Origin of the sequence: Paraburkholderia sabiae, assembly GCF_030412785.1 — a bacterium.
GTDB lineage: Bacteria > Pseudomonadota > Gammaproteobacteria > Burkholderiales > Burkholderiaceae > Paraburkholderia > Paraburkholderia sabiae.
The window spans coordinates 2,814,701-2,838,326 of sequence record NZ_CP125295.1 but is presented as its reverse complement, the minus strand read 5'-3'; the positions used below and the strand labels follow the sequence as shown (position 1 = coordinate 2,838,326).

The 23,626-nt window shown below is 62.8% G+C and carries 20 protein-coding genes; 14 read left to right on the top strand and 6 right to left on the bottom strand.

Annotation, left to right across the window (positions count from 1 at the left end):
- Window positions 1-149 precede the first annotated feature (149 nt).
- Window positions 150-1,235 carry a toll/interleukin-1 receptor domain-containing protein gene (locus QEN71_RS12675; protein ID WP_201653630.1) on the bottom strand — a complete coding sequence of 362 codons (1,086 nt, stop codon included), beginning with the start codon at window positions 1,233-1,235 and terminating at the stop codon, window positions 150-152.
- Window positions 1,236-1,585: 350 nt separating this feature from the next.
- Between QEN71_RS12675 and QEN71_RS12670 the strand changes: the two genes are divergently transcribed.
- Both QEN71_RS12670 and QEN71_RS12665 read left to right on the top strand, forming a co-directional pair.
- A complete protein-coding gene (locus tag QEN71_RS12670) occupies window positions 1,586-2,338 on the top strand; it encodes a glycoside hydrolase family protein (RefSeq protein WP_201653627.1) in 753 nt (250 codons plus the stop codon).
- 82 nt (window positions 2,339-2,420) lie between these two features.
- Window positions 2,421-5,291 carry a CHAT domain-containing protein gene (locus tag QEN71_RS12665; protein WP_201653624.1) on the top strand — a complete coding sequence of 957 codons (2,871 nt, stop codon included), beginning with the start codon at window positions 2,421-2,423 and terminating at the stop codon, window positions 5,289-5,291.
- A 45-nt stretch (window positions 5,292-5,336) separates the two neighbouring features.
- Here QEN71_RS12665 and QEN71_RS12660 read toward each other — a convergent pair whose 3' ends face one another.
- Entirely contained in the window at window positions 5,337-6,125 is a 789-nt protein-coding gene (locus tag QEN71_RS12660; protein ID WP_201653622.1) for a hypothetical protein, read from the bottom strand.
- Window positions 6,126-6,382: 257 nt separating this feature from the next.
- On the opposite strand from QEN71_RS12660, the gene QEN71_RS12655 reads away from it, so the two are divergent.
- The 5 genes from QEN71_RS12655 to QEN71_RS12635 all read left to right on the top strand — a co-directional run bounded on the left by QEN71_RS12655 (window position 6,383) and on the right by QEN71_RS12635 (window position 11,623).
- Complete coding sequence (locus tag QEN71_RS12655) at window positions 6,383-7,261, top strand: GDSL-type esterase/lipase family protein (RefSeq protein WP_201653619.1); 879 nt, start codon at window positions 6,383-6,385, stop codon at window positions 7,259-7,261.
- A gap of 163 nt (window positions 7,262-7,424) precedes the next feature.
- Entirely contained in the window at window positions 7,425-8,177 is a 753-nt protein-coding gene (locus tag QEN71_RS12650) for an SDR family NAD(P)-dependent oxidoreductase (protein ID WP_201653616.1), read from the top strand.
- Between the two features lie 95 nt (window positions 8,178-8,272).
- A complete protein-coding gene (locus QEN71_RS12645; RefSeq protein WP_201653613.1) occupies window positions 8,273-9,604 on the top strand; it encodes an MFS transporter in 1,332 nt (443 codons plus the stop codon).
- A gap of 40 nt (window positions 9,605-9,644) precedes the next feature.
- A complete protein-coding gene (gene rhmD, locus QEN71_RS12640) occupies window positions 9,645-10,823 on the top strand; it encodes an L-rhamnonate dehydratase (RefSeq protein WP_201653610.1) in 1,179 nt (392 codons plus the stop codon).
- Window positions 10,824-10,840: 17 nt separating this feature from the next.
- On the top strand, window positions 10,841-11,623 hold the full coding sequence (locus QEN71_RS12635) for an SDR family NAD(P)-dependent oxidoreductase (RefSeq protein ID WP_201653607.1): 783 nt from the start codon (window positions 10,841-10,843) through the stop codon (window positions 11,621-11,623).
- A 635-nt stretch (window positions 11,624-12,258) separates the two neighbouring features.
- On the opposite strand, the gene QEN71_RS12630 is transcribed toward QEN71_RS12635, so the two are convergent.
- On the bottom strand, window positions 12,259-13,218 hold the full coding sequence (locus QEN71_RS12630; RefSeq protein WP_201653604.1) for a LysR family transcriptional regulator: 960 nt from the start codon (window positions 13,216-13,218) through the stop codon (window positions 12,259-12,261).
- 158 nt (window positions 13,219-13,376) lie between these two features.
- On the opposite strand from QEN71_RS12630, the gene QEN71_RS12625 reads away from it, so the two are divergent.
- From QEN71_RS12625 to rhaS, 6 genes are all read left to right on the top strand, one after another.
- Window positions 13,377-13,703: an L-rhamnose mutarotase gene (locus QEN71_RS12625; protein ID WP_201653601.1), complete on the top strand. Its 327-nt coding sequence runs from the start codon at window positions 13,377-13,379 to the stop codon at window positions 13,701-13,703.
- A 46-nt stretch (window positions 13,704-13,749) separates the two neighbouring features.
- Window positions 13,750-14,643 (top strand): amidohydrolase family protein, encoded by an 894-nt coding sequence (locus QEN71_RS12620; protein ID WP_201653598.1) that lies wholly within the window; start codon window positions 13,750-13,752, stop codon window positions 14,641-14,643.
- Between the two features lie 62 nt (window positions 14,644-14,705).
- On the top strand, window positions 14,706-16,214 hold the full coding sequence (locus QEN71_RS12615) for a sugar ABC transporter ATP-binding protein (RefSeq protein WP_201653867.1): 1,509 nt from the start codon (window positions 14,706-14,708) through the stop codon (window positions 16,212-16,214).
- A complete protein-coding gene (locus tag QEN71_RS12610) occupies window positions 16,211-17,272 on the top strand; it encodes an ABC transporter permease (RefSeq protein WP_201653595.1) in 1,062 nt (353 codons plus the stop codon). The genes QEN71_RS12615 and QEN71_RS12610 overlap by 4 nt, the downstream gene beginning before the upstream one ends.
- Window positions 17,265-18,293: an ABC transporter permease gene (locus QEN71_RS12605; RefSeq protein ID WP_201653592.1), complete on the top strand. Its 1,029-nt coding sequence runs from the start codon at window positions 17,265-17,267 to the stop codon at window positions 18,291-18,293. The genes QEN71_RS12610 and QEN71_RS12605 overlap by 8 nt, the downstream gene beginning before the upstream one ends.
- A gap of 76 nt (window positions 18,294-18,369) precedes the next feature.
- The gene (gene rhaS, locus QEN71_RS12600; protein WP_201653589.1) at window positions 18,370-19,377 is read left to right on the top strand and encodes a rhamnose ABC transporter substrate-binding protein; all 1,008 of its coding nucleotides are present in this window, start codon (window positions 18,370-18,372) and stop codon (window positions 19,375-19,377) included.
- Between the two features lie 73 nt (window positions 19,378-19,450).
- On the opposite strand, the gene QEN71_RS12595 is transcribed toward rhaS, so the two are convergent.
- Window positions 19,451-20,104, bottom strand: a complete 654-nt coding sequence (locus QEN71_RS12595; RefSeq protein ID WP_201653586.1) for a response regulator transcription factor — start codon at window positions 20,102-20,104, stop codon at window positions 19,451-19,453.
- Window positions 20,105-20,550: 446 nt separating this feature from the next.
- Between QEN71_RS12595 and QEN71_RS12590 the strand changes: the two genes are divergently transcribed.
- The gene (locus tag QEN71_RS12590; protein ID WP_201653583.1) at window positions 20,551-20,772 is read left to right on the top strand and encodes a hypothetical protein; all 222 of its coding nucleotides are present in this window, start codon (window positions 20,551-20,553) and stop codon (window positions 20,770-20,772) included.
- Window positions 20,773-20,842: 70 nt separating this feature from the next.
- Here the strand turns inward: QEN71_RS12590 and QEN71_RS12585 are convergent, their stop codons facing one another.
- Together QEN71_RS12585 and QEN71_RS12580 are read right to left on the bottom strand one after the other, a co-directional pair.
- On the bottom strand, window positions 20,843-21,775 hold the full coding sequence (locus tag QEN71_RS12585) for a dihydrodipicolinate synthase family protein (RefSeq protein ID WP_233471974.1): 933 nt from the start codon (window positions 21,773-21,775) through the stop codon (window positions 20,843-20,845).
- Between the two features lie 6 nt (window positions 21,776-21,781).
- Window positions 21,782-23,494 carry an IlvD/Edd family dehydratase gene (locus QEN71_RS12580; protein WP_201653580.1) on the bottom strand — a complete coding sequence of 571 codons (1,713 nt, stop codon included), beginning with the start codon at window positions 23,492-23,494 and terminating at the stop codon, window positions 21,782-21,784.
- Window positions 23,495-23,626: the final 132 nt, after the last annotated feature.

Below are 23,626 nucleotides of genomic sequence, written 5' to 3'. Positions count from 1 at the left end.
TGCTTGTACGAAAGGCTTCGTTGGAGCGAAGGCGGGACGGTGCCAGAATGAAACCGTCTCCTCCATGAGAACTCCTTGACATGGGATTCGCCCCGGTTTCGCAAGAATCCGGGGCTTTTTTTGCCTGCGGGGAATGGGCGGTGTGTCTGCTACTGCGCTGACGACTGCTGCGGCAACGGCACGATGCGCCGCGCGCCGAGCGAGTTGTCGTTGGCCGTCATATCGCGCGATTCGGGCGTCACGCACACCACGTCGCCCTCGAACGCATTACGCCAGACGAAACCCGTCTTGCAGGTGTCCGGACCATATGCGCCGCCATTGGGCGAGCGGTTTTCGCTTGCCGCCCTGTTTTCGGCGAGGATGCGCGTTTGCGTTTCCTGCGTCACGCACACCTTGTCGCCGGGTTCCGCCTGACGCCAGATGAACGGCTTCACGCACGCGCCGCGCAGGTGGGCGGCCCGCTGCAATTCTTTCCGCGACACCATCTGGTCGGGCGGGTTGTGCGGCTGTGAAGCCACCGCTTGCACGGGCGCGGACACGGGCGGCGTATCCGCCTTCGCTTCGTGCCCCGGGCCCGACAGCTTCAGCACGACGGCACCCATCAGCGCGACGGCGGCGACCGCGCCGCCGATCGTCCAGATGCGCTTGTTGCCGCTGCCATCGCTGCCGTTCCTGTTCACGTTCGTCTTGCGCGAAGTGCGCGATGTAACAGTCGATGTAACAGTCGATGTGTCCGCTCCGGTGTCGTTCCCGCCGGTGCTGTCTGCCGTGTCGTTGTCCGCGTGCTCGCGCAATGCGTTGATCAGCAATTGCATGTCGCTGTCCCAGCGCGCGTGCGTGAGTTCGACGGAATTGCGGTAGGCGAGATCCTTGATGTCGGCGGGCAGATCGGCTTCCTGCGGCATCGCCGCGCCTTGCACCAGAACGGGTATCACCGTCACGCCGCGCTTGAGCGCCGACGCCGTTTCGATCCGCACGAAATCGCCCGGATTGTCGAGGCGCCGTTTGCCGTCGCGGTCCGTCACCGTGAGCCACGTCCGGCCGATCAGCGAGAGCAGCACCGCGCACTTGTCGATGTTCGTTTCGATGGCGCGCCGGAAATCGGCGCCGGGCTCGATCGTCGCGACATCCATGAATACCGTGTGTTCGCCGAATACTTCGCGCAGCGATTCGAACAGGCGTCCCGCCTGGCCTTCCGAATCCTCGCGCCGGTAGCTGATGAAAATTGGCCGCATCGAACGATTCCTCCCTCAACGGGTTGAACGGCGAGCCGATCCTTCAATTCAAATGCTCTTTCATTAAAGCAGAGCAATGCGCGTCCCGTTAGCGCCGCATTCGCAGCCGAACGCAGATGTGATGGAGCACATCCGACACGTTTCCCGCGCAACGGTCCTCGACAGTCTGCTACCCCAACACCGACGCGAGCCGGCTTCTGTTCGGCACCGCTCAGAACGCACAAACTTGCCTTGGCAATGCAGTGTGCTTTGCTATGCTCGTTGAAGCCTCGACGAACCGGCCGATCTGTCAGGCACACATCCGCTGGCGCACACGCGCCTCATTGTTCGTGCTTGTCCGGAGTTCTCCCATGAGTGCATTCGACACGTTGCTCGCGCAAACCATCCAGTCTGCCGAACTGCTTTCCGACACGGGTTCCAACGAAGAACGCAAGGAATACGACCAGACCAATCCCGTCGCGCTGCCCACACGCCGCGCGGCGCTGCCCGCCATTTCCGACAAGGCCGTCGAGCTGATCGTCACCTTCGAGGTCACGAGCGAAGCCGCGTACAACCGGCTCTACACGCATCCCGTGTGGCCACAAGGACAGTCGGGCTGCACGATCGGCATCGGCTACGACCTCGGCTACGTCGACGCGCAGCACATGTCGGCCGACTGGGGCGCCGCGCAGCTCGCGCCCGCCGACATCGCGACGCTCGGCGGCGTGTGCGGCCTCAAGGGTGCGTCGGCGCAACAGGCGTTGCCGCGCGTGAAGTCGGTGAGCGTGCCGTTCGCCGCCGCGAACACGGTTTTCCGGCAGGTGACGCTGCAACGCACGATCGCGCAAACCATCGCGAAGCTGCCGAACGCCGCCACGCTCAAGCCCGATTGTCTGGGCGCGCTGGTGTCGCTCGTCTATAACCGCGGGCCGTCGTTCGGCGCGGCCGGCGACCGCTACACCGAAATGCGCGCGATTGCCGCCGATGTCGCGAACGGCAATCTCACCGACATTCCCAACCAGATCCGTTCGATGAAACGGCTCTGGGCGAACCAGCCGAACCTGCAAGGTCTCGTGCGGCGTCGCGAACTCGAAGCGCTGCTGTTCGAAGAAGGGCTGGGCTGATTCGTTCTTCATGGCGGGCTCGCCGCGCGGGCCCAACATCGGCGTGTGGGATCGAGCGCCGCGCTGCCCGACGGAGTGAAGCGTGCAAAGCATCGAAACATCCGTGCCGCCGCAAGTGCTCGCGGAGCTTCCGCAGCCGCCGCAAGCTGCGTCCGCTGCCGACGCGGGCAATCGTCTGAAAATCAGCGTCGTCAACGGCAACCTGCAGTTCGTGCAGGAAGCGCTGCTGCTCGGCCACTATCGCGATGCATCGCTGACGGGCGTGGAGCGTGTCGTCGACGGTCTGATCGGTGGCGCGCTCAACACGTCGATCCGGCTCGGGCGCTATCCGCAGCATATCGGCACGCAGCAGGTGTTCGTCAACGCGGGCTTCCGCTCGCCGCATCCGTTCCGGCTGCCGCGTCCCGCCGGGCTGATCGTCGTCGGACTCGGAAGCGAAGGGCAACTGCGCGCCGCCGATCTCGTCACGACCGTGCGGCTCGGCGTGATCGCTTGGTCGCAGCGGCTCGCCGAAAACGCGCCGGACCGCGCCGCGCCGTTCGTACTCGCGGCGACGCTGATCGGCAGCGGCGGCTCCGGCATCGCGGCCGGGCAGGCGGCGCGGCTCGTCGCGGAAGGCGTGCGTGACGCCAACCTGCGTCTGCGGCTGACGGACTGGCCATGCGTCGGTCACCTTCGCCTGATCGAGCTGTACATGGACCGCTCGACGGAAGCGTGGCGTTCGCTGAAGCTGCTCGAACAGGCGAGCCCCGACTGCTACGCGATCGACGACGCCGTGAGCGACGGCACGGGCGGCCTGAAGCGTCCGCTCGACAGCAGCTATCGCGGCGCGGACTACGACCTGATCAGCGCGATCACACAGAACGACGCGTCAGGCGAAACGAACGTCGTCTATACGCTCGATACGCGCCGCGCGCGCACGGAAGTCCGCGCGACGGCCACACAAGGGCGTCTGCTCACGCAGCTGGTGAAGGCGGCATCGAACGCGGACAACGACGACGCGAACCTCGGTCTCGTGCTCTATCAGCTGCTCGTGCCGCGCGAAATGCAGCCGTTTCTCGCGGGCGGCTCGGAAATGCAGATCGAAGTCGACAGCGGCACGGCGGGCATTCCGTGGGAAATGCTCGACAGCGCCGCGAACGCGCCGCAGCGCAACGCCGATTCGCCGCGTCCGTGGGCGATCCGCGCGAAGCTGTTGCGCAAGCTGCGGATCGGCGATTTCCGCCATCGCGTCGATGACGCGAGCCGCGAAGCACAGATTCTCGTGATCGGCGAGCCGTATGTCGGTGATCCGCGTTATCCCGCGCTGCCGGGCGCGCGGCAGGAAGCCGACGCCGTTGCGCAGATGCTGAGCGGGCGCCTGGGACTCGCGAGCGTCATGCCGCTCGTCGCGCACTCAGACGGCGAGCGCGGTCCCGACGCGCGCAGGATCGTCAGTACGCTGCTCGAACGCGACTGGCGCGTGCTGCACATTTCGGGGCACGGCGAGCCGCCCGCCGACGAAGCGAATTCCGTCGGCGCCGGCGACGACCGGTTGCGCGGCGTGGTGCTGTCGGACGGCATCTTTCTCGGGCCGCGCGAGATCCGCATGTTGCAGCGCACGCCGCAACTCGTGTTCGTGAACTGCTGCTATCTGGCGGCGCGCAGCGGCGATCAACTGCTGAAGGCCGCGGACACACCCGCATACGACCGGCCGCGTTATGCCGCGAACGTCGCGGAATCGCTGATCCGCATCGGCGTGAAGTGCGTGATCGCGGCGGGCTGGGCCGTCGACGACGAGCCCGCGCAGAAGTTCGCGACCACGTTCTATCAGCGGCTTCTCGACGGCGAGCGCTTTCTCGATGCCGTCGCCGCCGCGCGCGACGCGGCCTGGCTGTGCGGCGGCAATACGTGGGCGGCGTACCAGTGCTACGGCGACGCGAACTGGACGCTCGACATGTCGGAGAGCAACGCGAGCGTGCGCGAACGTTCGCCCGACGAACGGTATGCGGGCATCGCGTCGGCGGTATCGCTCGTGCTCGCGCTCGAAGAACTCGAGACGGGCGCGCGCTTCGAAGCGGCGGGTTCGACGGAACGCCTGCAATACCTCGATATGCGCTTCGGCAAGCGCTGGGGATCGCAGGGCAACGTCGCCGAAGCGTTTGGCCGCGCGTGGGCCGCTGCGAAGAACGACGACAAGGCTGTCGCGTGGTACGCACAGGCAGTGAGCGTCGGCGATGGACGCGCGACCTTCAACGCAACCGATCAGCTCGCGAACCTGCAGTGCCGGCTGGCGTGGACCGCGCTGAAGACGAAGGCGACGCAGCCGGGCGGCGCGTCGGCGGACGATATCGAAGCGGCGCGCAGCCGGATCGGCGACAGTCTGCGGCTGCTGGAATCGCTGCTCGCCGTGCAACGGACGGTCGAGCGCGTGAGCATCTGCGCGTCGGCGTACAAGCGCATCGCGCTGACCGCGCGCGTGGCGGGCGATGCGGCGGCGGAGTCCGCGGCGATCGGCACGATGCTCGACCTGTACCGCGAAGCCGAACAGATCGGCAACGCACGCGGCGAGGCATCGGCGTTCTATCCGCTGATGAACCGGCTTGCGGCCGAACTGATGTGCGGCATGGGCGCGGACAACGCGAGTGGCTTCGATGCCGATTCCGTCGCCAGGTTGAGACGCATGCTCGAACAGCAGGCACACGACGAGCCGAACTTCTGGAACATTTCGGCGGGCACGGAATTGCGCCTTTACGAGAGTCTCGCCGCGAAGCGGCTCGACATTGACCTTGCCGCGATCCGCTCAGATTTCGACGATCTGCACACGCGCGTGCCGTCGCCGGGCTACTGGAGTTCAGTGCTCGATCAGTGCGATTTCGTGCTGAACCGCTATGCGAACCAGACCGCCGCGAGCGTCGCCGAGAAGACGGCCGCCGGGCAGTTGCTGGCGATGCTGGAGAAGTGGGTCGACTGAACTGGCGCGCCCGGCCGCGACGAAACACGCGGCCGGGCACGCGCTTCAGGACAGATCGGGCAGCGCGCTCAGATAGCTGCTCGTGAAGCTCGCGACTTTCTGCTGCAGCGTGCCTTGCACGGCGTCGAGCACGGACATGTTGATCTGCGCATTCGTCGAGAAGCGCTTCAGGCTCGCATCGTTGCTTTTCACCTTGACGAACAACACTTGCGTGACCGTTGTGCTCGCCGATAGCGAGAAGGCCATCAGCGACACCGTGATGTTGCCGTCGGCGTCGGGCTCGGCGAGCGCGATCTGGAAGCTCGCGGTATTCGCGCGGCGGCTCTCGCGATTGAAGAGCGTGATCCACGGCGTGGACGTGTCCATCGACTGCAATGCCTTGAGCGTCGCTTCAATGAGCGGCGCGGCGGCGACGGCGCCCGGACCGAGCAGCACGGCTGCGACGGCCATGATCGCTTCGTGTACGTCGAGGCCGGCTTCGTTGGACACGTAATCGGTCAGCTCGCAGGTTTGCACGAGCCAGCCGAGGTTCGCGAGCACGCTGCCGTAGCCGTGATACCAGTTCTGCGTGTCGTCGGGCGACACGCCCTTGTTTTTGAGGATCAGTTGCGCGAGCAGCAGCGAGTCGGCGACGGCCTGGCGGCGGGCGGCGGAAATGCCCGCCTTGAACGAGACGACGCCCGAACCGGCGACGACCGCCTGGTCCTTCGATGCATCGAAGGCAGGCGGCGGATTCGCCGTATCGGTTTCCCCGCCGCGGCGGCGATGCGGCGCGGGCAGTTGGGCATCGTTCACGAAGGCAGTCGCTTGAGCGGGCGTTGGAGCAGCGGTCATGATGAAACTCCCATGCGGAATGAGAACGGACGGTGGAGTTGTCTGGCGTGGGGGCGCGGGCGGGCGCATGGATCGGCCATCGGCTGCGGCCGGTGTGCCTGTGTCGGCACGTTCAAACAGGGTAGGTCAAGCTTGATCGATGGTTGGGCATTTTTCCGCGAAGCGTTCGGAACCCCACACTGGCTGCGGCTCGCCGCGGCGTCGCGAGTGAAGACGAGGCTTTCGCGGGCAGTCATTCACCTGTGATGGAGGAAGTCATGTCGACCCAGATGAAAGTGTTCGCCTCGCAGCAGTTGGGCACGCAGCACGCGCCCGATCTCAGTCCGTTCAACTGGCAGTTTCTCGCGCAGGGCGACTCGTGGTTCTCGCTCAGCACGCTCAAGCCTTGGGCCGCGTCGCGGCTGCTCGATCACATGCAGTTTCCGCAGCGCACCGTGACGGTGAATTGCGCCGATCCCGGCGACACGCTCGCGCATATGGTCGACATGCGGCGCGATCCGCTGTTCTTTTCGTTGCTCGCGGGACCGAAGGAGCAGCCGTGGAATGCGATCCTGCTGTCGGCGGGCGGCAACGATCTGATCGACGCCGTGCAGGTGCCGCCCGTCGATGCCGACCAGATGCCCATCGCGCCGCATGAACGGCTCCTGTTGACGGAATCGGAATGGGACGGCCCGCTTTCCGTCGACAAATACATTTCGCAGGATGGCTGGGCGAACTTCGCGAACCATCTGACGCTGCAATTCAAGGCGCTGGACTTCATCCGCTCGAAGAGCCGGAACAATCGCAATACGCCGATCTTCACGCACACCTACGACTACGCGACGCCGCGTCCGAGTCCCGCGATCGCCGGGCTCGGTCCGTGGCTGATGCCGGCGCTCGTGACTTACAAGGTTCCCATGCAGGACTGGGACAAAGTCGCCGATGCCTTCATCGACAAACTCGCCGAGATCACGCTGAACCTCGGCTTGCCGAACGTTCACGTGATCGACACACGCAAATCGCTGACGCGCGCCGTCGACGATTCGCCCGGCGTCAGCAACGACTGGGAAAACGAGATCCATCCGACGGGCGACGGCTACGAAAAAATGGCGCCGCGCTACGTAGAGCGGATCTGCTCCGTGCTCGGGATTGCGTAGGCGCCGATCCGGTTTTGTTATCACCCCATCCAACAGTCGAATTGTTCCCGTATCGGGCACCGATTTATATTGCGTACACCGAGGGCCGTGATTGATTCACGGTCCAGACAGGACGAATGCGCGGCGAGACCAGACCGCGCATCAGGTGCACAGGAGCGCAAGCATGAATCGAATCGATCTGGAGGGGCGTGTCGTCGTCGTGACGGGCGGCGCGCGGGGTATCGGCTATGCGGTGGCGCAGCGCGCGCTGCGGTCGGGCGCGTCCGTCGCGCTGTGGGATCTGGACGCCGGGCGGCTCGCGCGCAGCGAGCGCGAACTGGGCGAACTCGGCAAGGTCGCCGCCATCACCGTCGATCAAACGAAAGAGGCGCAGATCGACGCCGCCGTCAGCCAGACACTCGCCGCGTTCGGCGCGATCGACGTGCTGATCAACTGCGCGGGCATCACGGGCGGCAACGGCACGACATGGGAACTCGATCCCGACGTGTGGCGGCAGGTGATCGACGTGAACCTGATCGGGCCGTATCTGGTGTGCCGCGCGGTCGTGCCGCAGATGCTCAAGCAGGGTTATGGACGCATTGTCAATATCGCTTCGGTGGCGGGCAAGGAAGGCAATCCGAACGCGTCGCACTACAGCGCGTCGAAGGCTGGGCTGATCGGACTTACCAAATCGCTCGGCAAGGAACTCGCGACGAAGAACATCCTCGTCAACGCCGTCACGCCGGCCGCCGCGAAAACCGAAATCTTCGATTCGATGAAGCAGGAACACATCGACTACATGCTCTCCAAGATACCGATGAACCGCTTCCTGCTGCCCGACGAAGCGGCTTCGCTGATCCTGTGGCTCGGCTCGGAAGACTGCGCGTTCAGCACGGGTTCGGTATTCGATCTGTCGGGCGGGCGCGCGACTTACTAGCTGGCGTGATGTTCACCTGCGCGCAGCGATCACGATAACGGCGGCACACGCATGCCGCCAGGCCTTCGCACGAAGGCCACTGGAGACACGACACGATGAACCGGACATCATCCGACGCGACGCTCGACGCCATCGTCAGTCAGGTCATGCGGCGACTGCTGCCGTTCCTGCTGCTGATGTACGTGCTGGCGTTTCTCGACCGCGCGAACATCGGCTTTGCGCAGAAAGCGTTGCAGCACGACACGGGCATTTCGAACGCGGCGTTCGCGTTCGGCGCGGGCGTGTTCTTCGTCGGCTATGCACTGTTCGAGGTGCCGAGCAATCTGCTGCTGCATCGCGTCGGCGCGCGGCTGTGGATGTGCCGGATCATGGTGACGTGGGGCCTCGTGTCGGCGGCGATGAGTCTTGCGCACACGGCGACGGCCTTCTACACGTTGCGCTTTCTGCTCGGTGTCGCCGAGGCGGGTTTCTTTCCGGGCGTGATCTATTACCTCACGCGCTGGTTTCCGCAATCGGCGCGTGCGCGCGCCGTCGGCGTGTTCTATTTCGGCGCGCCGCTCGCGTTCATGTTCGGCAGTCCGCTGTCCGGCTTTCTGCTCGATCTGCATGGCGCGCTGGACCTCGCGGGCTGGCAGTGGCTGTTTCTGATCGAGGGTGTGCTGGCATCGATAGTCGGCGTGTGGGCGTTCTTCTATCTCGACGACCGGCCCGAAGATGCACGCTGGCTCACGCCGGCTGCGCGCAAGACCTTGAGCGCCGCACTCGACGACGACGCGCGCGCGGCCGCCGCGCACGGCCCGCACAATCTGCTGGCGGCGCTGGTCGACCGGCGCGTGCTGTTGTTGTCGGCGATCTATCTGTTGATCCAGATGAGCGTGTACGGCGTGATCTTCTATCTGCCGCAGCAGGTGGCCGCGCTGATGGGCGAATCGGTCGGACTGCGCGTCGGTCTCGTCGCCGCGGTGCCGTGGATCTGCGCGCTCGCGCTGACGTGGTACGTGCCGCGCCGCGCCGATGCGACGCTCACGCACCGGCGCTGGGCCGTCGTGTTGCTGGTGCTCGCGGGATGCGGGATCGGCGTGTCGGGTCTTGCGCATAGCCCGCTCGTGGCCTTGCTCGCGCTGTGCTGCGCGGCGAGCGGTTTCATCGCTGCGCAGCCGCTTTTCTGGACGTTTCCGACGCGCTATCTGACGGGCGCGGCGGCGGCGGGCGGCATCGCGCTGATCAACTCGCTCGGCAGCCTGGGCGGCTTCATTGCGCCGACGCTGCGCACGAGTGCCGAACACGCATTCCAGTCGACGTCGGCGGGCCTCTTGCTGCTCGGCGCGGCGAGCCTGCTGGCGGCGCTGCTGATCGGCACGCTGATGCGCCGCGACGCGAGCCGCGACACGTCCGCATTCCCGCAACCCATTCATCGCGCCCGCTGACACGCGAGGCGCGCGCAACCCACGAACGGAGCTTTAGAACATGGCGATGCCCACTATCCGGCACGTGCGTGCCTTCGTCGTCCGCGGCGGCGGCGCGGACTATCACGATCAGGCCGACGGACACTGGATCGACGATCACATCTCGACGCCGATGGCGCGTTACCCCGAATACCGGCAAAGCCGGCAGTCATTCGGTATCAACGTGCTGGGGACGCTCGTCGTCGAAATCGAGGCGAGCGACGGCACGGTCGGCTTTGCGGTGACGACGGGCGGCGAGATCGGCGCGTTTATCGTCGAGAAGCATCTGGCGCGCTTCCTCGAAGGGCAACTCGTGACGGACATCGAGAAGATGTGGGATCAGATGTACTTCTCGACGCTGTACTACGGGCGCAAGGGCGTCGTGCTCAACACGATTTCGGGCGTCGATCTGGCACTGTGGGATCTGCTCGCGAAAGTGCGCAAGGAGCCCGTGTATCAATTGCTGGGCGGACCCGTGCGCGACGAATTGCAGTTCTACGCGACGGGCGCGCGGCCCGATCTGGCGAAGCAGATGGGGTTTATCGGCGGCAAGCTGCCGTTGCAGCACAATCCGGCGGAAGGCGAAGAGGGCTTGCGCAAGAACATCGACAAGCTCGCGGAAATGCGCAACCGCGTCGGCGACGACTTCTGGCTGATGTACGACTGCTGGATGAGCCTCGACGTGACGTACGCGACGAAGCTCGCGAAGGCCGCGCACGAGCATGGGCTGAAGTGGATCGAAGAAGCCTTGTCGCCCGACGACTACTGGGGTTACGCCGAACTGCGCCGCAATGTGCCGCGCGGCATGATGGTATCGACGGGCGAGCACGAAGCGACGCGCTGGGGCTTCCGGATGCTGCTCGAAATGGGCTGCTGCGATCTGATCCAGCCGGACGTGGGCTGGTGCGGCGGCATCACGGAACTGATCAAGATTTCCGCGCTTGCCGATGCGCATAACGTGCTGGTCGTGCCGCATGGGTCGTCGGTGTACAGCTATCACTTCGTGGTCACGCGCCATAACTCGCCGTTCGCCGAGTTTCTGATGATGGCGCCGAAGGCCGATCAGGTCGTGCCGATGTTCACGCCGTTGCTGCTCGACGAACCGGTTCCTGTGAATGGTCGAATGAAGGTGCCCGAGACGCCGGGCTTCGGCGTGCGATTGAATCCGGAGTGCAAGCTCGAGCGGCCTTATCAGCATTGAAAATTTAGGAGACGCATGTGCTGCTGAAAGACAAGTCGGTGATCGTGACGGGCGGCTCGCGCGGCATTGGACGCGCGATCGCGGTGGCGTGTGCGCGTGAGGGCGCCGATGTCGCGATCAATTACTGGGGCGATAACGATGCATCGTATGGCCGGCGCTCCGCTGTTGACGAGGTTGTCGATGAGATTCAGGCGCTTGGGCGACGAGTGATTGCCGTTGAAGGGAACGTTGCTCTGCGTTCGACTGGCGTCGAGCTTGTGGCTCGAACTGTTGATGCCTTCGGCAAGGTCGATGTGCTGGCCAGCAATGCAGGTATTTGTCCGTTTCATGCGTTTCTGGATATGCCTGCTGATGTGCTCGAAACTACCGTTGCCGTTAATCTCAACGGCGCGTTTTTTGTCACTCAGGCTGCTGCGCAGCAGATGAAGGCGCAAGGTACGGGCGGTGCGATTGTCGCGACTAGTTCTATTAGCGCGCTAGTGGGTGGCGGTATGCAGACGCACTACACGCCCACCAAGGCTGGTGTGCATTCTTTGATGCAGTCATGTGCTGTCGCTCTTGGACCTTTTGGGATTCGGTGTAATTCGGTTATGCCTGGGACTATTGCTACTGATCTTAATGCCGAGGACCTGGCTGATGACGCCAAGAAGGCTTACTTTGAGAAGCGGATTCCTTTAGGGCGGTTGGGGCAGCCTGATGACGTCGCCGAGTGTGTGGTGTTTTTGGCCTCCGACCGGGCAAGGTATGTTACTGGCGCTGCTTTGTTGGTCGATGGTGGGTTGTTTGTGAATTTGCAGTAGCTGCTTTTTTGTCTGCGACGCTAGTCGCCATTTTTGGCTTTTTGCGGCGCTGGCATCCGCGAATTCGTATCCGTACTTCACGCGTTGCCCCTGTGCGGGGCGGCACCTACTTTTCTTTGCAGCGGCAAAGAAAAGTAGGCAAAAGAAAGCCGCTTCAAACCTCCGGTGCCCGCCAGGATAACGCCACGGCACACGGTCCTTGAGCTGTCGCGCAGTGACGCAAACACTCCGTAGAAAGCCCGCAGTCAGGCGCGCGCGGCGCGAAACATGACATCCACCTGGAGCACATTCGGTCAGCACGTTTTTTTGCATTTGCCCTCGGTTGATTGCGGCGGTATGTGCTCCAGACTGTGTGGGGCTTTCGCGCCGTGCGCGGTTGACTGCGGGCTTTCTACAGAGTGCGGACGTCGCTGAGCGATAGCTCAACTGCGGCACGCCGCAGCGCTATTCGGGCAGGCACCGGAGGTTCAAAAGCGGCTTTCTTTTGCCTACTTTTCTTTGCCGCTGCAAAGAAAAGTAGGTGCCGCCCCGCACAGGGGCGACGCGTGAAGTACGGATACGAATTCGCGGATGCCAGCCAAAAGCAAAAACCAAAAAGCACAGAATGGCGACTAGCGTCGCAGACAAAAAAACAACTAGGCCAGGGCATCTTCCCGAGAAAGCCTCGCAGAGTGCACCCTCAACAGCTCAACAAACCGCTGCGCAGGCTCAGCAAGAGCCTCTTCCTTGCGAGTAAGAATCCCAAACCCGGCAAGGCTTTTGCCAATCTCAACAGGCAGAGCAACGAGCAACTTGCCACGCACGTGATCCCTGACAACAGACTCAGGCAACATAGCGACAGCGTCATAATTCTCAAGCAACTGCAAAGTAGCAAAAATAGAAGCACATTCGGTGAGATTAGCAGGCGTCCCAAGCCCAGCCCGAGCAAGCTCTTCCTCAAACAAAACCCGAGCCGGACTAGAAACAGGCTGCGCGACCCAGGGCCAATCCATCAGCTCGCGCAGCGAAACAGAAGCCCGTTCAGCAAGCGGATGCACAGCCCGCACAACCAGAACCAGGGTCTCCCGCGCCAAAGGCTCAAAACTGAAATCATTGTGCTGCAGAGGATTAGTCAACCGCCCAAGCGCAAGATCCACTTCGCGGCGATGCAGCAATTGCACCACCTGATCGCTGGTCTCACCGAGAATGCAGACATGCAACAAAGGCCGCTCAGTCTTGAGCGCAGCAACCGCCATCGCCAGCAGATCGGGCGCGGCGCCCATGATCGCGCCAACCGTCAGTTGCCCATGGCCGCCTTTACGCTTCGCATCGAGATCTTCGGCAAAACGCGTGAGTTCCGCGAGCGCACGCCGTGCATAGGCAAGTGTGACAACGCCCAGCGGCGTCGGCTGCATGCCGCGCGCATTGCGTTCGAACAGCAGAAAGCCCAGCGCTTCTTCGATGTCGCCGAGCATGCGGCTCGCGCTCGGCTGCGCGACGTTAATGGCGTCGGCGGCCTGATGGACGTTGCGGGCGTCGTCGAGCGCGACGAGCAGCGCAAGATGCTTGAACTTGAGCCGGTTGACGAGGGCGACAGTGGCGGCGTTCTGGCTCATGTAAGGTCGGAAAATCGAACGTTAGCGATTCGGTTTGAGTATCGCCCAATCCCAACAACGGATTGAGATGTTATCGACGCCCGAATTATAGTCGCATCAGACGCTACCTCAGAGAGCGGCAAGAACAAGTGATCGAAGACACTGGAGACAACCCCGGCATGGAGACAATCGCTTTCCGGATGGTGCTGAACCCCGGCATGCGCGACGAGTACGAGCGCCGGCATCGGGAGATCTGGCCGGAACTCGTCGACGCACTGCACAACGCCGGCGTGCGCGATTACCGGATCTTTCTCGACGACGACTCGCACCATCTGTTCGCGATACTTACGCGCACGGCGGATCATTCGATGGAGCGCCTGCCCGAACTCGCCGTGATGCGCAAATGGTGGGATTACATGGCCGACATCATGCAGACGGCGCCCGACCATACGCCGCTCCAGCAGCCGCTCATTCCAGTATTTGAGTTGCAGCATCCCTTCAACTGATTCGCGACGCTCGCGGCGCACGTGCGCCAGCGACGAAGGACGCGCCATGAAAGTTGTCGACCCGCACATTCATCTGTGGGATCTGAAGACGCATCATTACCCCTGGCTCGCCAATCCCGGCGTGTCCTTCGTCGGCGATGCGCGCGCGCTCAAGCACGACTATCTGATCGCCGATCTGCTGAAAGACGCAGGCGAGATCGAACTGCTCAAGTGCGTGCACGTCGAGGCAAATCACGATCCCGAAGATCCCGTCGAAGAGACGCGCTGGCTGCAAGAGGTGGCCGATGCAGCGGGTTCGCGCGCAATGCCCAACGGCATCGTTGCGGCCGTCGATCTGTCGGCCGCCAACGCCGCACAAGTACTCGAACGGCACGCGGCATTCGCCAACACACGCGGCGTGCGGCAAATCCTTAACGTGCATCACGACAAGCTATACGACTACGTCGGTCGTCACTTCATGCGCGATGCGACGTGGCGCGAGAACTTCAGGCTGTTGCGCAAGCACGGCATGTCGTTCGACGCGCAATTGTATCCGTCGCAGATGGAAGAACTGGCCGCGCTCGCGAACGAGCATCACGACACTCAGTTCATCGTCAATCACGCGGGCATGTTCGTCGATCGCAATAGCGTCGGCGGATATCGCGCGTGGCGCGAAGGGATGAAGACGCTCGCGCAGTGTCCGAACGTCGCCGTGAAGATCAGCGGACTCGCGATGTTCGATCACGCATGGACAGTCGAAAGCCTGCGTCCGTATGTGCTCGAAACCATCGATACGTTCGGCGTCGAGCGTGCGATGTTCGCATCGAACTTTCCCGTCGACCGCCAGTTCGGCTCATACGGAGACTTGTGGCACGCGTATGTGTCGATCGTCGGCGCAGCGAGCGAAGCGGAAAAAGACGCGCTATTCGTGCGCAACGCAGAGCGGCTCTATCGAATCTGAAGGATAAGAAGCATCGGAAGGAGGCGAGGGTGCAGCAACAGCTACATGAACACACTCAGGACGTGCCGCGGCTGGAATTGCGGCACGCAAGCAAGACGTTCGGGCGCGTGCGCGCGCTGTCGGACGGCGAACTCGTGCTGTGGCCGGGCGAAGTGCATGCGCTGCTCGGCGAAAACGGTGCGGGCAAATCGACGCTCGTGAAGATACTCGCGGGCGTGCATCAGCCGGATACGGGCGAGTTGCGCATCGACGGCATCGAGCGGCGTTTCGCGACGCCCGCCGAAGCGCGCGATGCGGGACTCGCTGTGATCTATCAGGAACCGACGCTGTTCTTCGATCTGTCGATTGCCGAGAACATTTTCATGGGACGACAACCCGTCGACCGCTTCGGCCGCATCCAGCACGACGCAATGCGCAAGGAAGTGGACGGGTTGCTCGCGTCGCTCGGCGTCGATCTGCGCGCGGATCGACTTGTGCGCGGATTGTCGATTGCCGATCAGCAGGTGATCGAAATCGCGAAAGCGCTCTCGCTGAACGCGAACGTGCTCATCATGGACGAGCCGACCGCGGCGCTGTCGCTGCCCGAAGTCGAACGGCTCTTCGCAATCGTGCGCAAGCTGCGCGAGCGCGACGTCGCGATTCTGTTCATCACGCACCGGCTCGACGAAGTGTTCGCGTTGACGCAGCACGTCACGATCATGCGCGACGGCGCAAAGGTATTCGATGCACCTACTTCGGAAATGACGACGGAGTCGGTCGTCGCAAAGATGGTCGGCCGCGATCTGGAAACGTTCTATCCGAAAGCCGACGTGCAGCCTGGCGATGTGCGTCTGTCGGTGCGTAACCTGACACGCATCGGCGTGTTCAAGGATATTTCGTTCGACGTGCGCGCCGGCGAAATCGTGGCGCTCGCGGGACTCGTCGGTGCGGGCCGCAGCGAAGTGGCACGCGCGATCTTCGGCATCGATCCCATCGATTCGGGCGAAGTGCAGATCGCAGGCAAGCGGCTCGCGACGGGCAATCCCGCTGCGGCTGTGCGCGCGGGTCTCGCCCTCGTGCCGGAAGACCGGCGTCAGCAAGGGCTCGCGCTGGAGTTGAGCATCGCGCGCAATGCGTCGATGACGGTGCTCGGGCGGCTGGTGCGTCACGGCCTGATTTCGACGCGCAGCGAAACGCAACTCGCGACGCGCTGGGGCACGCGGCTGCGTCTGAAGGCAAGCGATCCGTCTGCGCCCGTCGGCACGTTGTCGGGTGGCAATCAGCAGAAAGTGGTGCTCGGCAAGTGGCTCGCGACAGGCCCGAAGGTGTTGATCATCGACGAGCCGACGCGCGGCATCGATGTCGGCGCGAAGGCCGAAGTGTATGGCGCGCTGTCCGAACTCGTGCAGGAAGGCATGGCCGTGCTGATGATTTCGAGCGAACTGCCCGAAGTGCTCGGCATGGCCGACCGCGTGCTCGTGATGCACGAAGGCCGCATCACAGCGGAGATTTCACGCGCCGACGCGAACGAGGAGCGGATCATGAGTGCGGCACTCGGACAATCGGCGGCATTACTGGGGCGCGCAGCATGATCCGGCATTCGACTCACTCACACGCGGCGTCCATCGAGCACACGCCGATGCAGCGCACGCGTTCGGGACCGGGCGGTATCGTCGGCACGCTTGCGAAAAGCCGCGAGACCACGCTGTTCGTCGTGCTGATTCTGCTGATACTCGGCACGTCGCTCGCACGGCCACAGTTTCTGAACTTGCAGAATCTGCGCGACGTGCTGCTCAACGTATCGATCATCAGCTTGCTGACGGCGGGCATGACGGTCGTGATCCTGATGCGGCATATCGATCTGTCCGTTGGATCGACGGTCGGGATCAGCGCGTACGCAGTGGGCAGTTTGTATGTGGCGTTTCCGCATATGCCTGTGCTCGTCGCGTTGGTGGCGGGCGTGGCGATCGGGCTGATCGCGGGCGGTATTAACGCGCTGCTGATTGCGGTGGGGCGCGTGCCTTCGCTGGTGGCAACCTTGTCGACGCTCTACATTTTCCGCGGCGCCGATTACGCATGGGTGCACGGCGGCCAGATCAACGCGACGAGTCTGCCCGAAGCCTATTCGCGCCTTGCGACGGGCACGCTGCTCGGCATACCCACTCTCGCGCTGATCGCCGCAGTCGTGCTGCTCGCGTTGTCGTTCTACCTGAAACACTTCCGCGCGGGACGCGAGCATTACGCAATCGGCTCGAATCCGGAAGCCGCGCGGCTCGCGGGCGTCAATGTCGAGCGACGCGTGATGTCGGGCTTTCTGCTGTCGGGTGCGATTGCGGGCTTTGCGGGCGCACTGTGGCTCGCGCGCTTCGGCACCGTCGACGCCAGCACCGCGAAGGGCATCGAACTGCAGGTCGTGGCGGCCGCCGTGGTCGGCAGCGTCGCGATCACGGGCGGCGTCGGCACGATACTCGGCGCGACGCTCGGCGCGCTCGTGCTCGGCGTCATCAGCATCGCGCTCGTCGTGCTGCATGTGTCGCCGTTCTGGGAGCAGGCGATCGAAGGCGCGCTGATCGTCGCCGCGATCGCCGCCGATACGCTGCTGGCCCGCTCCGTCGCCAAACGCATGATGAGGAAACGCGATCATGGCTAAACCCGATTCCGCGCTGCTCACGCGCAAACGCGAAACGCCGCTGCGCTGGGAAACCCTGCTCGTCGTCGTGCTGATTGCGTCGCTCGGTCTTGGGCGCGTGCTGTCGCCCGTGTTCCTGACGGGCGCGAACCTCAGCAACGTGCTCGCCGATCTGACCGAGATCGCATTGATGGCGTTGCCGATGACGCTCATCATCGTCGCGGCGGAAATCGATCTGTCCGTGGCGTCGGTGCTCGGTGCGTCGAGCGCGCTGATGGGCGTGCTGTGGCATATGGGCCTGCCGATGCCCGTCGTCATCGTGCTCGTGCTGGTGTTCGGCATGATTGCAGGGCTCTTCAACGGCCTGGTGATCGTCAAGCTGAACCTGCCTTCGCTCGCGGTGACGATCGGCACGCTCGCGCTGTTTCGCGGGCTCTCGTATGTGCTGCTCGGCGATCAGGCCGTCGCGGATTTCCCCGCGGGCTACACGGCGTTCGGCATGGATACGCTGTTCGGCACGTTCATTCCGCTGCCTTTCGTGATCGTCATCGTGTGTGCTGTGCTGTTCACCGTGCTGTTGCAATCGACGGCGTTCGGCCGCAGCCTCTACGCGATCGGCGCGAATCCGACGGCGGCCGCGTTCTCGGGCATCGAGGTCGCGAAAGTGCGGCTGCGTCTGTTCGTGCTGTCGGGCTTCATGAGCGCACTCGCGGGCATCGTCTATACGCTGCGCTTCACCAGTGCGCGCGGCGACAACGGCGAAGGCTTCGAGCTGTCGGTGATCGCGGCCGTGCTGTTCGGCGGCGTGAGCATTTTCGGCGGACGCGGGTCGATGGTCGGTGTGCTGCTGTCGCTGCTGATCATCGGCGTATTGAAGAACGCGCTCACGCTCGACGACGTATCGAGCGAAACGCTGACCATCGTCACGGGCGCGCTGCTGCTCGCGTCGGTGCTGATTCCGAATCTCGTCGCACGCTGGCGCGCGATGCGCGACCGCAAGCTGATTGCCGCACAGACATTGACGAAGCCGAGCGCGCCCTGACATCGAGCATATCGAACGTGATGCCGTTCAAACCCACCGGACGCAAAAAGTCCGAACCACCACCAGGAGACAAGAGATGAACAAACCACTGCGTCACGCGGGAGCGATGATGCTCTGCGCGGCCATGCTCGGCGTCAGCGTCGCGGCGGCCGCAGCCGGCATCAAGCCCGACCTGAAAATCGCGTTCGTGCCGAAACAGATCAACAACCCGTACGAAGTGATCGCCGACGACGGCGGCATGGCCGCGATCAAGGAGTTCAAGGGGCAGGGCAAGGTGGTGGGGCCGTCGGATGCGGGCGCGTCGTCGCAGGTGTCGTACATCAACACGCTGACGACGCAGCGCCAGGACGCAATCGTGATCGCCGCCAACGACGCGAACGCGCTCGTGCCGTATCTGAAGAAAGCGATGTCGCAAGGCATCAAGGTCGTGACGTTCGACTCCGACACGGCACCCGATGGCCGCCAGCTGTTCGTGAATCAGGCGAACGCCGAGAGCATCGGTCGTGGGCAGATCCAGCTCGTGTCGAAGCTGATGGGCGGCGAGGGCGAGTTCGCGATTCTGTCCGCGACGCCGAACGCGACCAACCAGAACACGTGGATCAAGTGGATGCAGGAGGAACTGAAGAAGCCCGAGTACTCGAAGATGAAGCTCGTGAAGATCGCGTACGGCAACGACGACGACCAGAAATCGTTTGTCGAGACGCAGGGCTTGTTGCAGGCGTATCCGAACCTGAAGGCGATCGTCGCGCCGACGTCCGTGGGCATTGCGGCTGCAGCACGCTACATCTCGACGTCGTCGAGCAAGGGCAAGGTGGCGGTGACGGGCCTCGGCACGCCGAACCAGATGCGCGCGTTCGTCAAGAACGGCACCGTGAAGGCGTTCCAGTTGTGGGATCCGGGCCAGTTGGGCTATCTCGCGGCCTACGCGGCGGCTAGTCTGGCGTCGGGTGCGATCACGGGCAAGGAAGGCGAATCGTTCGATGCAGGCAAGCTCGGCAAGCGCACGATCGGCGCGCAAGGCGAAATCATCCTCGGACCGCCGACGACGTTCGACGCCAGCAATATCGACAACTTCAACTTCTGACGCCAACCCGGCGGATTGATGCAGAAAGGGCCGCTCGCGTGTCGCGAGCGGCTCTTTTCATTGGATGTCGCATTCACGCCAGGCCATTGTCCTGCGCGTATTTGACGAGATCGGCGTTCGTGCGCAGAAAGAGCTTCTTCATTGCCGTGCTCTTTTGCGTCGCGATGGTCGAGATCGACCGGTTCACGTGATGCGCGATCTCGGTCAACGTCGCGCCCGCCGCGAAAAGCCGGATCACCTCCAGTTCCTTCTTCGTCAGGACGGACTTGCCGCTCTCCATGCCGTCCGGCAACTGCTGCAGACGCGCGCGAATCTTCTCCGAAAAGTAGGGCCGCCGCTGATGCATGACTTCGCGCGCGGCCGTACGGAATTCCTCGACGCCTTCACATTTGTCGACGATGCCCGCGATCCCCGAGCGCGACAGGCGCGCAAGCACGTCGTCATTGTTAAGCATGGTGAACACGACGATGGGAATGTCCGGGTATTGCCTGCGTAACTGACTGATCAGGCTGAGGCCGTCGGTGTCGCTCTTGCCGGTATCCATCGTGAAGTCTGTGATGACCAGATCCCAGTGGCTTTTCGACAGCAGGCCGAGCAGTTCGCCGCCGGACTTGACGGCGGCATCGACCGTGAAGCCGGGAAGTTCGTTCAATGCATGGATGATGGCGTGCCGGATGACGGGGTGGTCGTCGGCGATGACAATCCTGAAGTCGCGGATGGCATTCATGATCATGAGGCTGGCGGCGTTGGTGACGCGCGCAATGCGTGTGAGAATTGGATGATGCAATGCGCGCTGTTCTGAAACGAGGGGACGATTATCCTGCGTAGAGGGTGGGATTAAAACAGATATCGGTAGGAAGACGAAGGGATGATTTGATGTGTCGCGTAAATCGCTTGTCATGCCGTGATGAAGCGGATAGAAGAAATCTGACGCTCTGACGGATTCTGTCGATGTAGTTGGTCGGCTGTACCGTCTTGCGCAACAATTCACTGCATGAAAACGAGAGCGCGAATCGCGTGAAGCACATTTCGCCGTAAAGAAATGTCAAGAATGAGGCGCAGCGTGTGCTAGATGTCAACGCTTCACGAAACTGTGCGTTTAGACCGTTGACCTCATCAGGTCGCGCGGCCAAAAGCCGTCTAGTCAACAACCAAAGGTTTGAGGATTCAAGCATGAACAAGCACATCATCGCTGCTGCACTGGCAGGTCTGTTCTCGATCGGCGCATTCGCGCAGGCATCGGCTCCCGCCGCTACGGAAGAAGCACCGGCAGCTGCATCGGCACCGGCTGCGAAGCATCACGCGAAGAAGCACCACGCAAAGAAGAAGCACGCGCACAAGAAGGCAGCGCCCGCCAAGGCAGCCAGCGACGAAGCAGCATCGGCAGCACAGTAATTAGCGCGTTGCGCTGATTTCGAAGGAGGAAGTGTGGACTTTGTGTCCGCCTTCCTCCTTTGTTTTTTTCTTAGCTGCGTGAACTGCGCTGGTCTGCGAATGGACCGAGCGCTGAAGCAAAGCGTCGTGCGCATGCGAGGCCAAATTCTGTCGGACGCATGCCTCGATCGTGTGCGACGTCGAAGCCCATGCGCCACGCCGCGATGCGTTTGCCATAGCACGTCAGTGCATCGAGCGACTGCATCACGAAGACGATCGAAGGCAGTACTTGTTCGTAGAGCGTTTGTGCTTTTTCTTCATCGCCTGCGGCGAACGCCCTGTGAATTGCTGCTTGCCAGTCGAATGAATCGGGCGCGACGATCAGCCCCGCGCAACCCGCGCGCAGATTGTCGATCAATTCCTGCCCGCCGCGTCCATTGAAAACGGGTAGCGCGCTGCCTTGTTCGCGCAAGCGTTCTATCGTCGACTGAATGATCGTTGCCGGACCTTCGCCTTTGAGCCATTGAAAATGCGCACATTGCGCTGCGAGCGCCGACAGCGATTGCACCGATAAACCCACGCCGAGATATTCAGGCGCATTCTGAATGCCGACTGGCACGCGCACGCGTTGCATCACATCAGCGAAAAAATCGAAGTAGAACTGTTCCGGCTTGTCACGCGACGACGGCGGCTGCAGGATCAGCGACGACGCACCATGATCGACGGCGTAGTCTGCTAGCGCGAGTTGTGTATCGACCGTATCGCCTGAAACGGTAACAGCGAACGGCACGCGATTCTCAACATGCCGGCCCGTCCATTCGATGAAGCGCTGCTTCTCTTCGAGCGACAAACGGTTCACTTCCGTAGCAAGGCCAAGAATCACAATACCGTTCGCGCCCGCTTCGATCGTGCGATCGATCTGCGTATGAATCGCGCGCTGGTCGAGTGCGTTATCCGCGTCGAAGTACGCGTAAAGCACGGGCCACATGCCGTGCGGCGAGAAGGGTTGAGATTGAGTGGCCATGATCGCTCAGTGCGAATCGCGTGGTACGGGCGCACCGCTCGCGCCCACGAGGAAGTCGAGGTCCGCGCCCTGATCGGCCTGCAATACATGTTCGACATAAAGGCGGTAGTAGCCGCGCGCGGGCAGTTCGGGCGCTTGCCATGCAGCGCGCCGTCGTTCGAGTTCTTCATCGGACACATCCAGATGCAGGCGCCGCGCGTCGACATCGAGTTCGATCATGTCGCCTGTCTGCACGAGCGCGAGCGGTCCGCCTGCCGCGGCTTCGGGCGATACGTGCAGCACGACGGCGCCATACGCAGTGCCGCTCATGCGGCCATCGGAGATGCGGACCATGTCGGTGATGCCTTTTTGCAGTACTTTTTTCGGCAACGGCATGTTGCCGACTTCGGCGAAACCCGGATAGCCCTTCGGCCCTGCGCCCTTGAGCACCATCACGCAGTGTTCGTCGATATCGAGCGATTCGTCGTCGACCTTCGCATGCAGTTCTTCGACGTTCTCGAACACCACCGCGCGTCCGCGATGCTTCAACAGCGAAGCCGTCGCCGCCGACGGCTTGATCACCGCGCCATTCGGCGCGAGATTGCCGTGCAGTACCGCAATGCCTGCGTGCGGCTTGAAGGGATCGGCGAAAGTCGTGATCACTTTCTGATCGTAGTTCGGCGCATCGCATACGTTGTCCCAGATGCTCTCACCGTTGACCGTCAACGCGTCGCGATGCAACAGCCCTTGCTCGCCGAGTTGCCGCAATACCGCGGGCAGGCCACCCGCGTAGTAGAAATCTTCCATCAGGTATTCGCCCGACGGCTGCAGATTCACGAGACACGGTACGTCCGAACCCAGTTCCCAGTCGTCGAGTGCGAGATCGACGCCGATGCGTCGCGCAAGCGCAATCAGATGTACGACGGCGTTCGTCGAACCACCGATCGCCGCGTTCGTGCGGATCGCGTTTTCGAAGGCTTCGCGCGTAAGAATCTTGTCCATCGTCACATCGTCGCGAACCATGTCGACGATACGGCGGCCCGCGAGATGCGCGAGCACCTGGCGGCGCGCATCGACGGCGGGAATCGCCGCGTTGTGCGGCAGTCCGATGCCGAGCGATTCGACCATCGACGCCATCGTCGACGCCGTGCCCATCGTCATGCAATGGCCGCGCGAACGGTTCATGCACGATTCGGCATCGATGAATTCCTGCTGGCTCATCGTGCCCGCGCGCACTTCCTCGGACATCTGCCACACTCCCGTGCCCGAGCCGATCGTGCGGCCGCGAAAGCGCCCGTTGAGCATCGGTCCGCCTGACACCGCGAGCGCAGGAAGATTGCACGACGCAGCACCCATCAGCAGGGCAGGCGTGGTCTTGTCACAGCCGACGAGCAGGATCACGCCGTCGAGCGGATTGCCGCGTATCGACTCCTCGACATCCATCGAAGCGAGATTGCGAAACAGCATCGCCGTAGGCCGTAAATTCGATTCTCCCAGCGACATCACGGGGAATTCGAGCGGCAGTCCGCCCGCTTCGCGCACGCCGCGTTTGACGTACTCGGCGAGTTCGCGGAAATGGGCATTGCAGGGCGTGAGTTCGGACCACGTATTGCAGATGCCGATGACGGGACGGCCATCGAATTCGTCGTGAGGAATGCCCTGGTTCTTCATCCACGAACGGTGAATGAAGCCGTCCTTGTCGTTGCGGCCGAACCAGCTTTGCGAGCGGAGTTTACGCATGGGGTCTCCTGTTTCTGCTTCGTTTTGCGCGCCGTGCTTCGTGCCGCACGTTGTAGTGAGGCTGCGAATTCAGCTTAGCCTATTCATCGCACGACAAGGCGCGATTCGTTCGGCCTCGCAGGACTGTTGAGC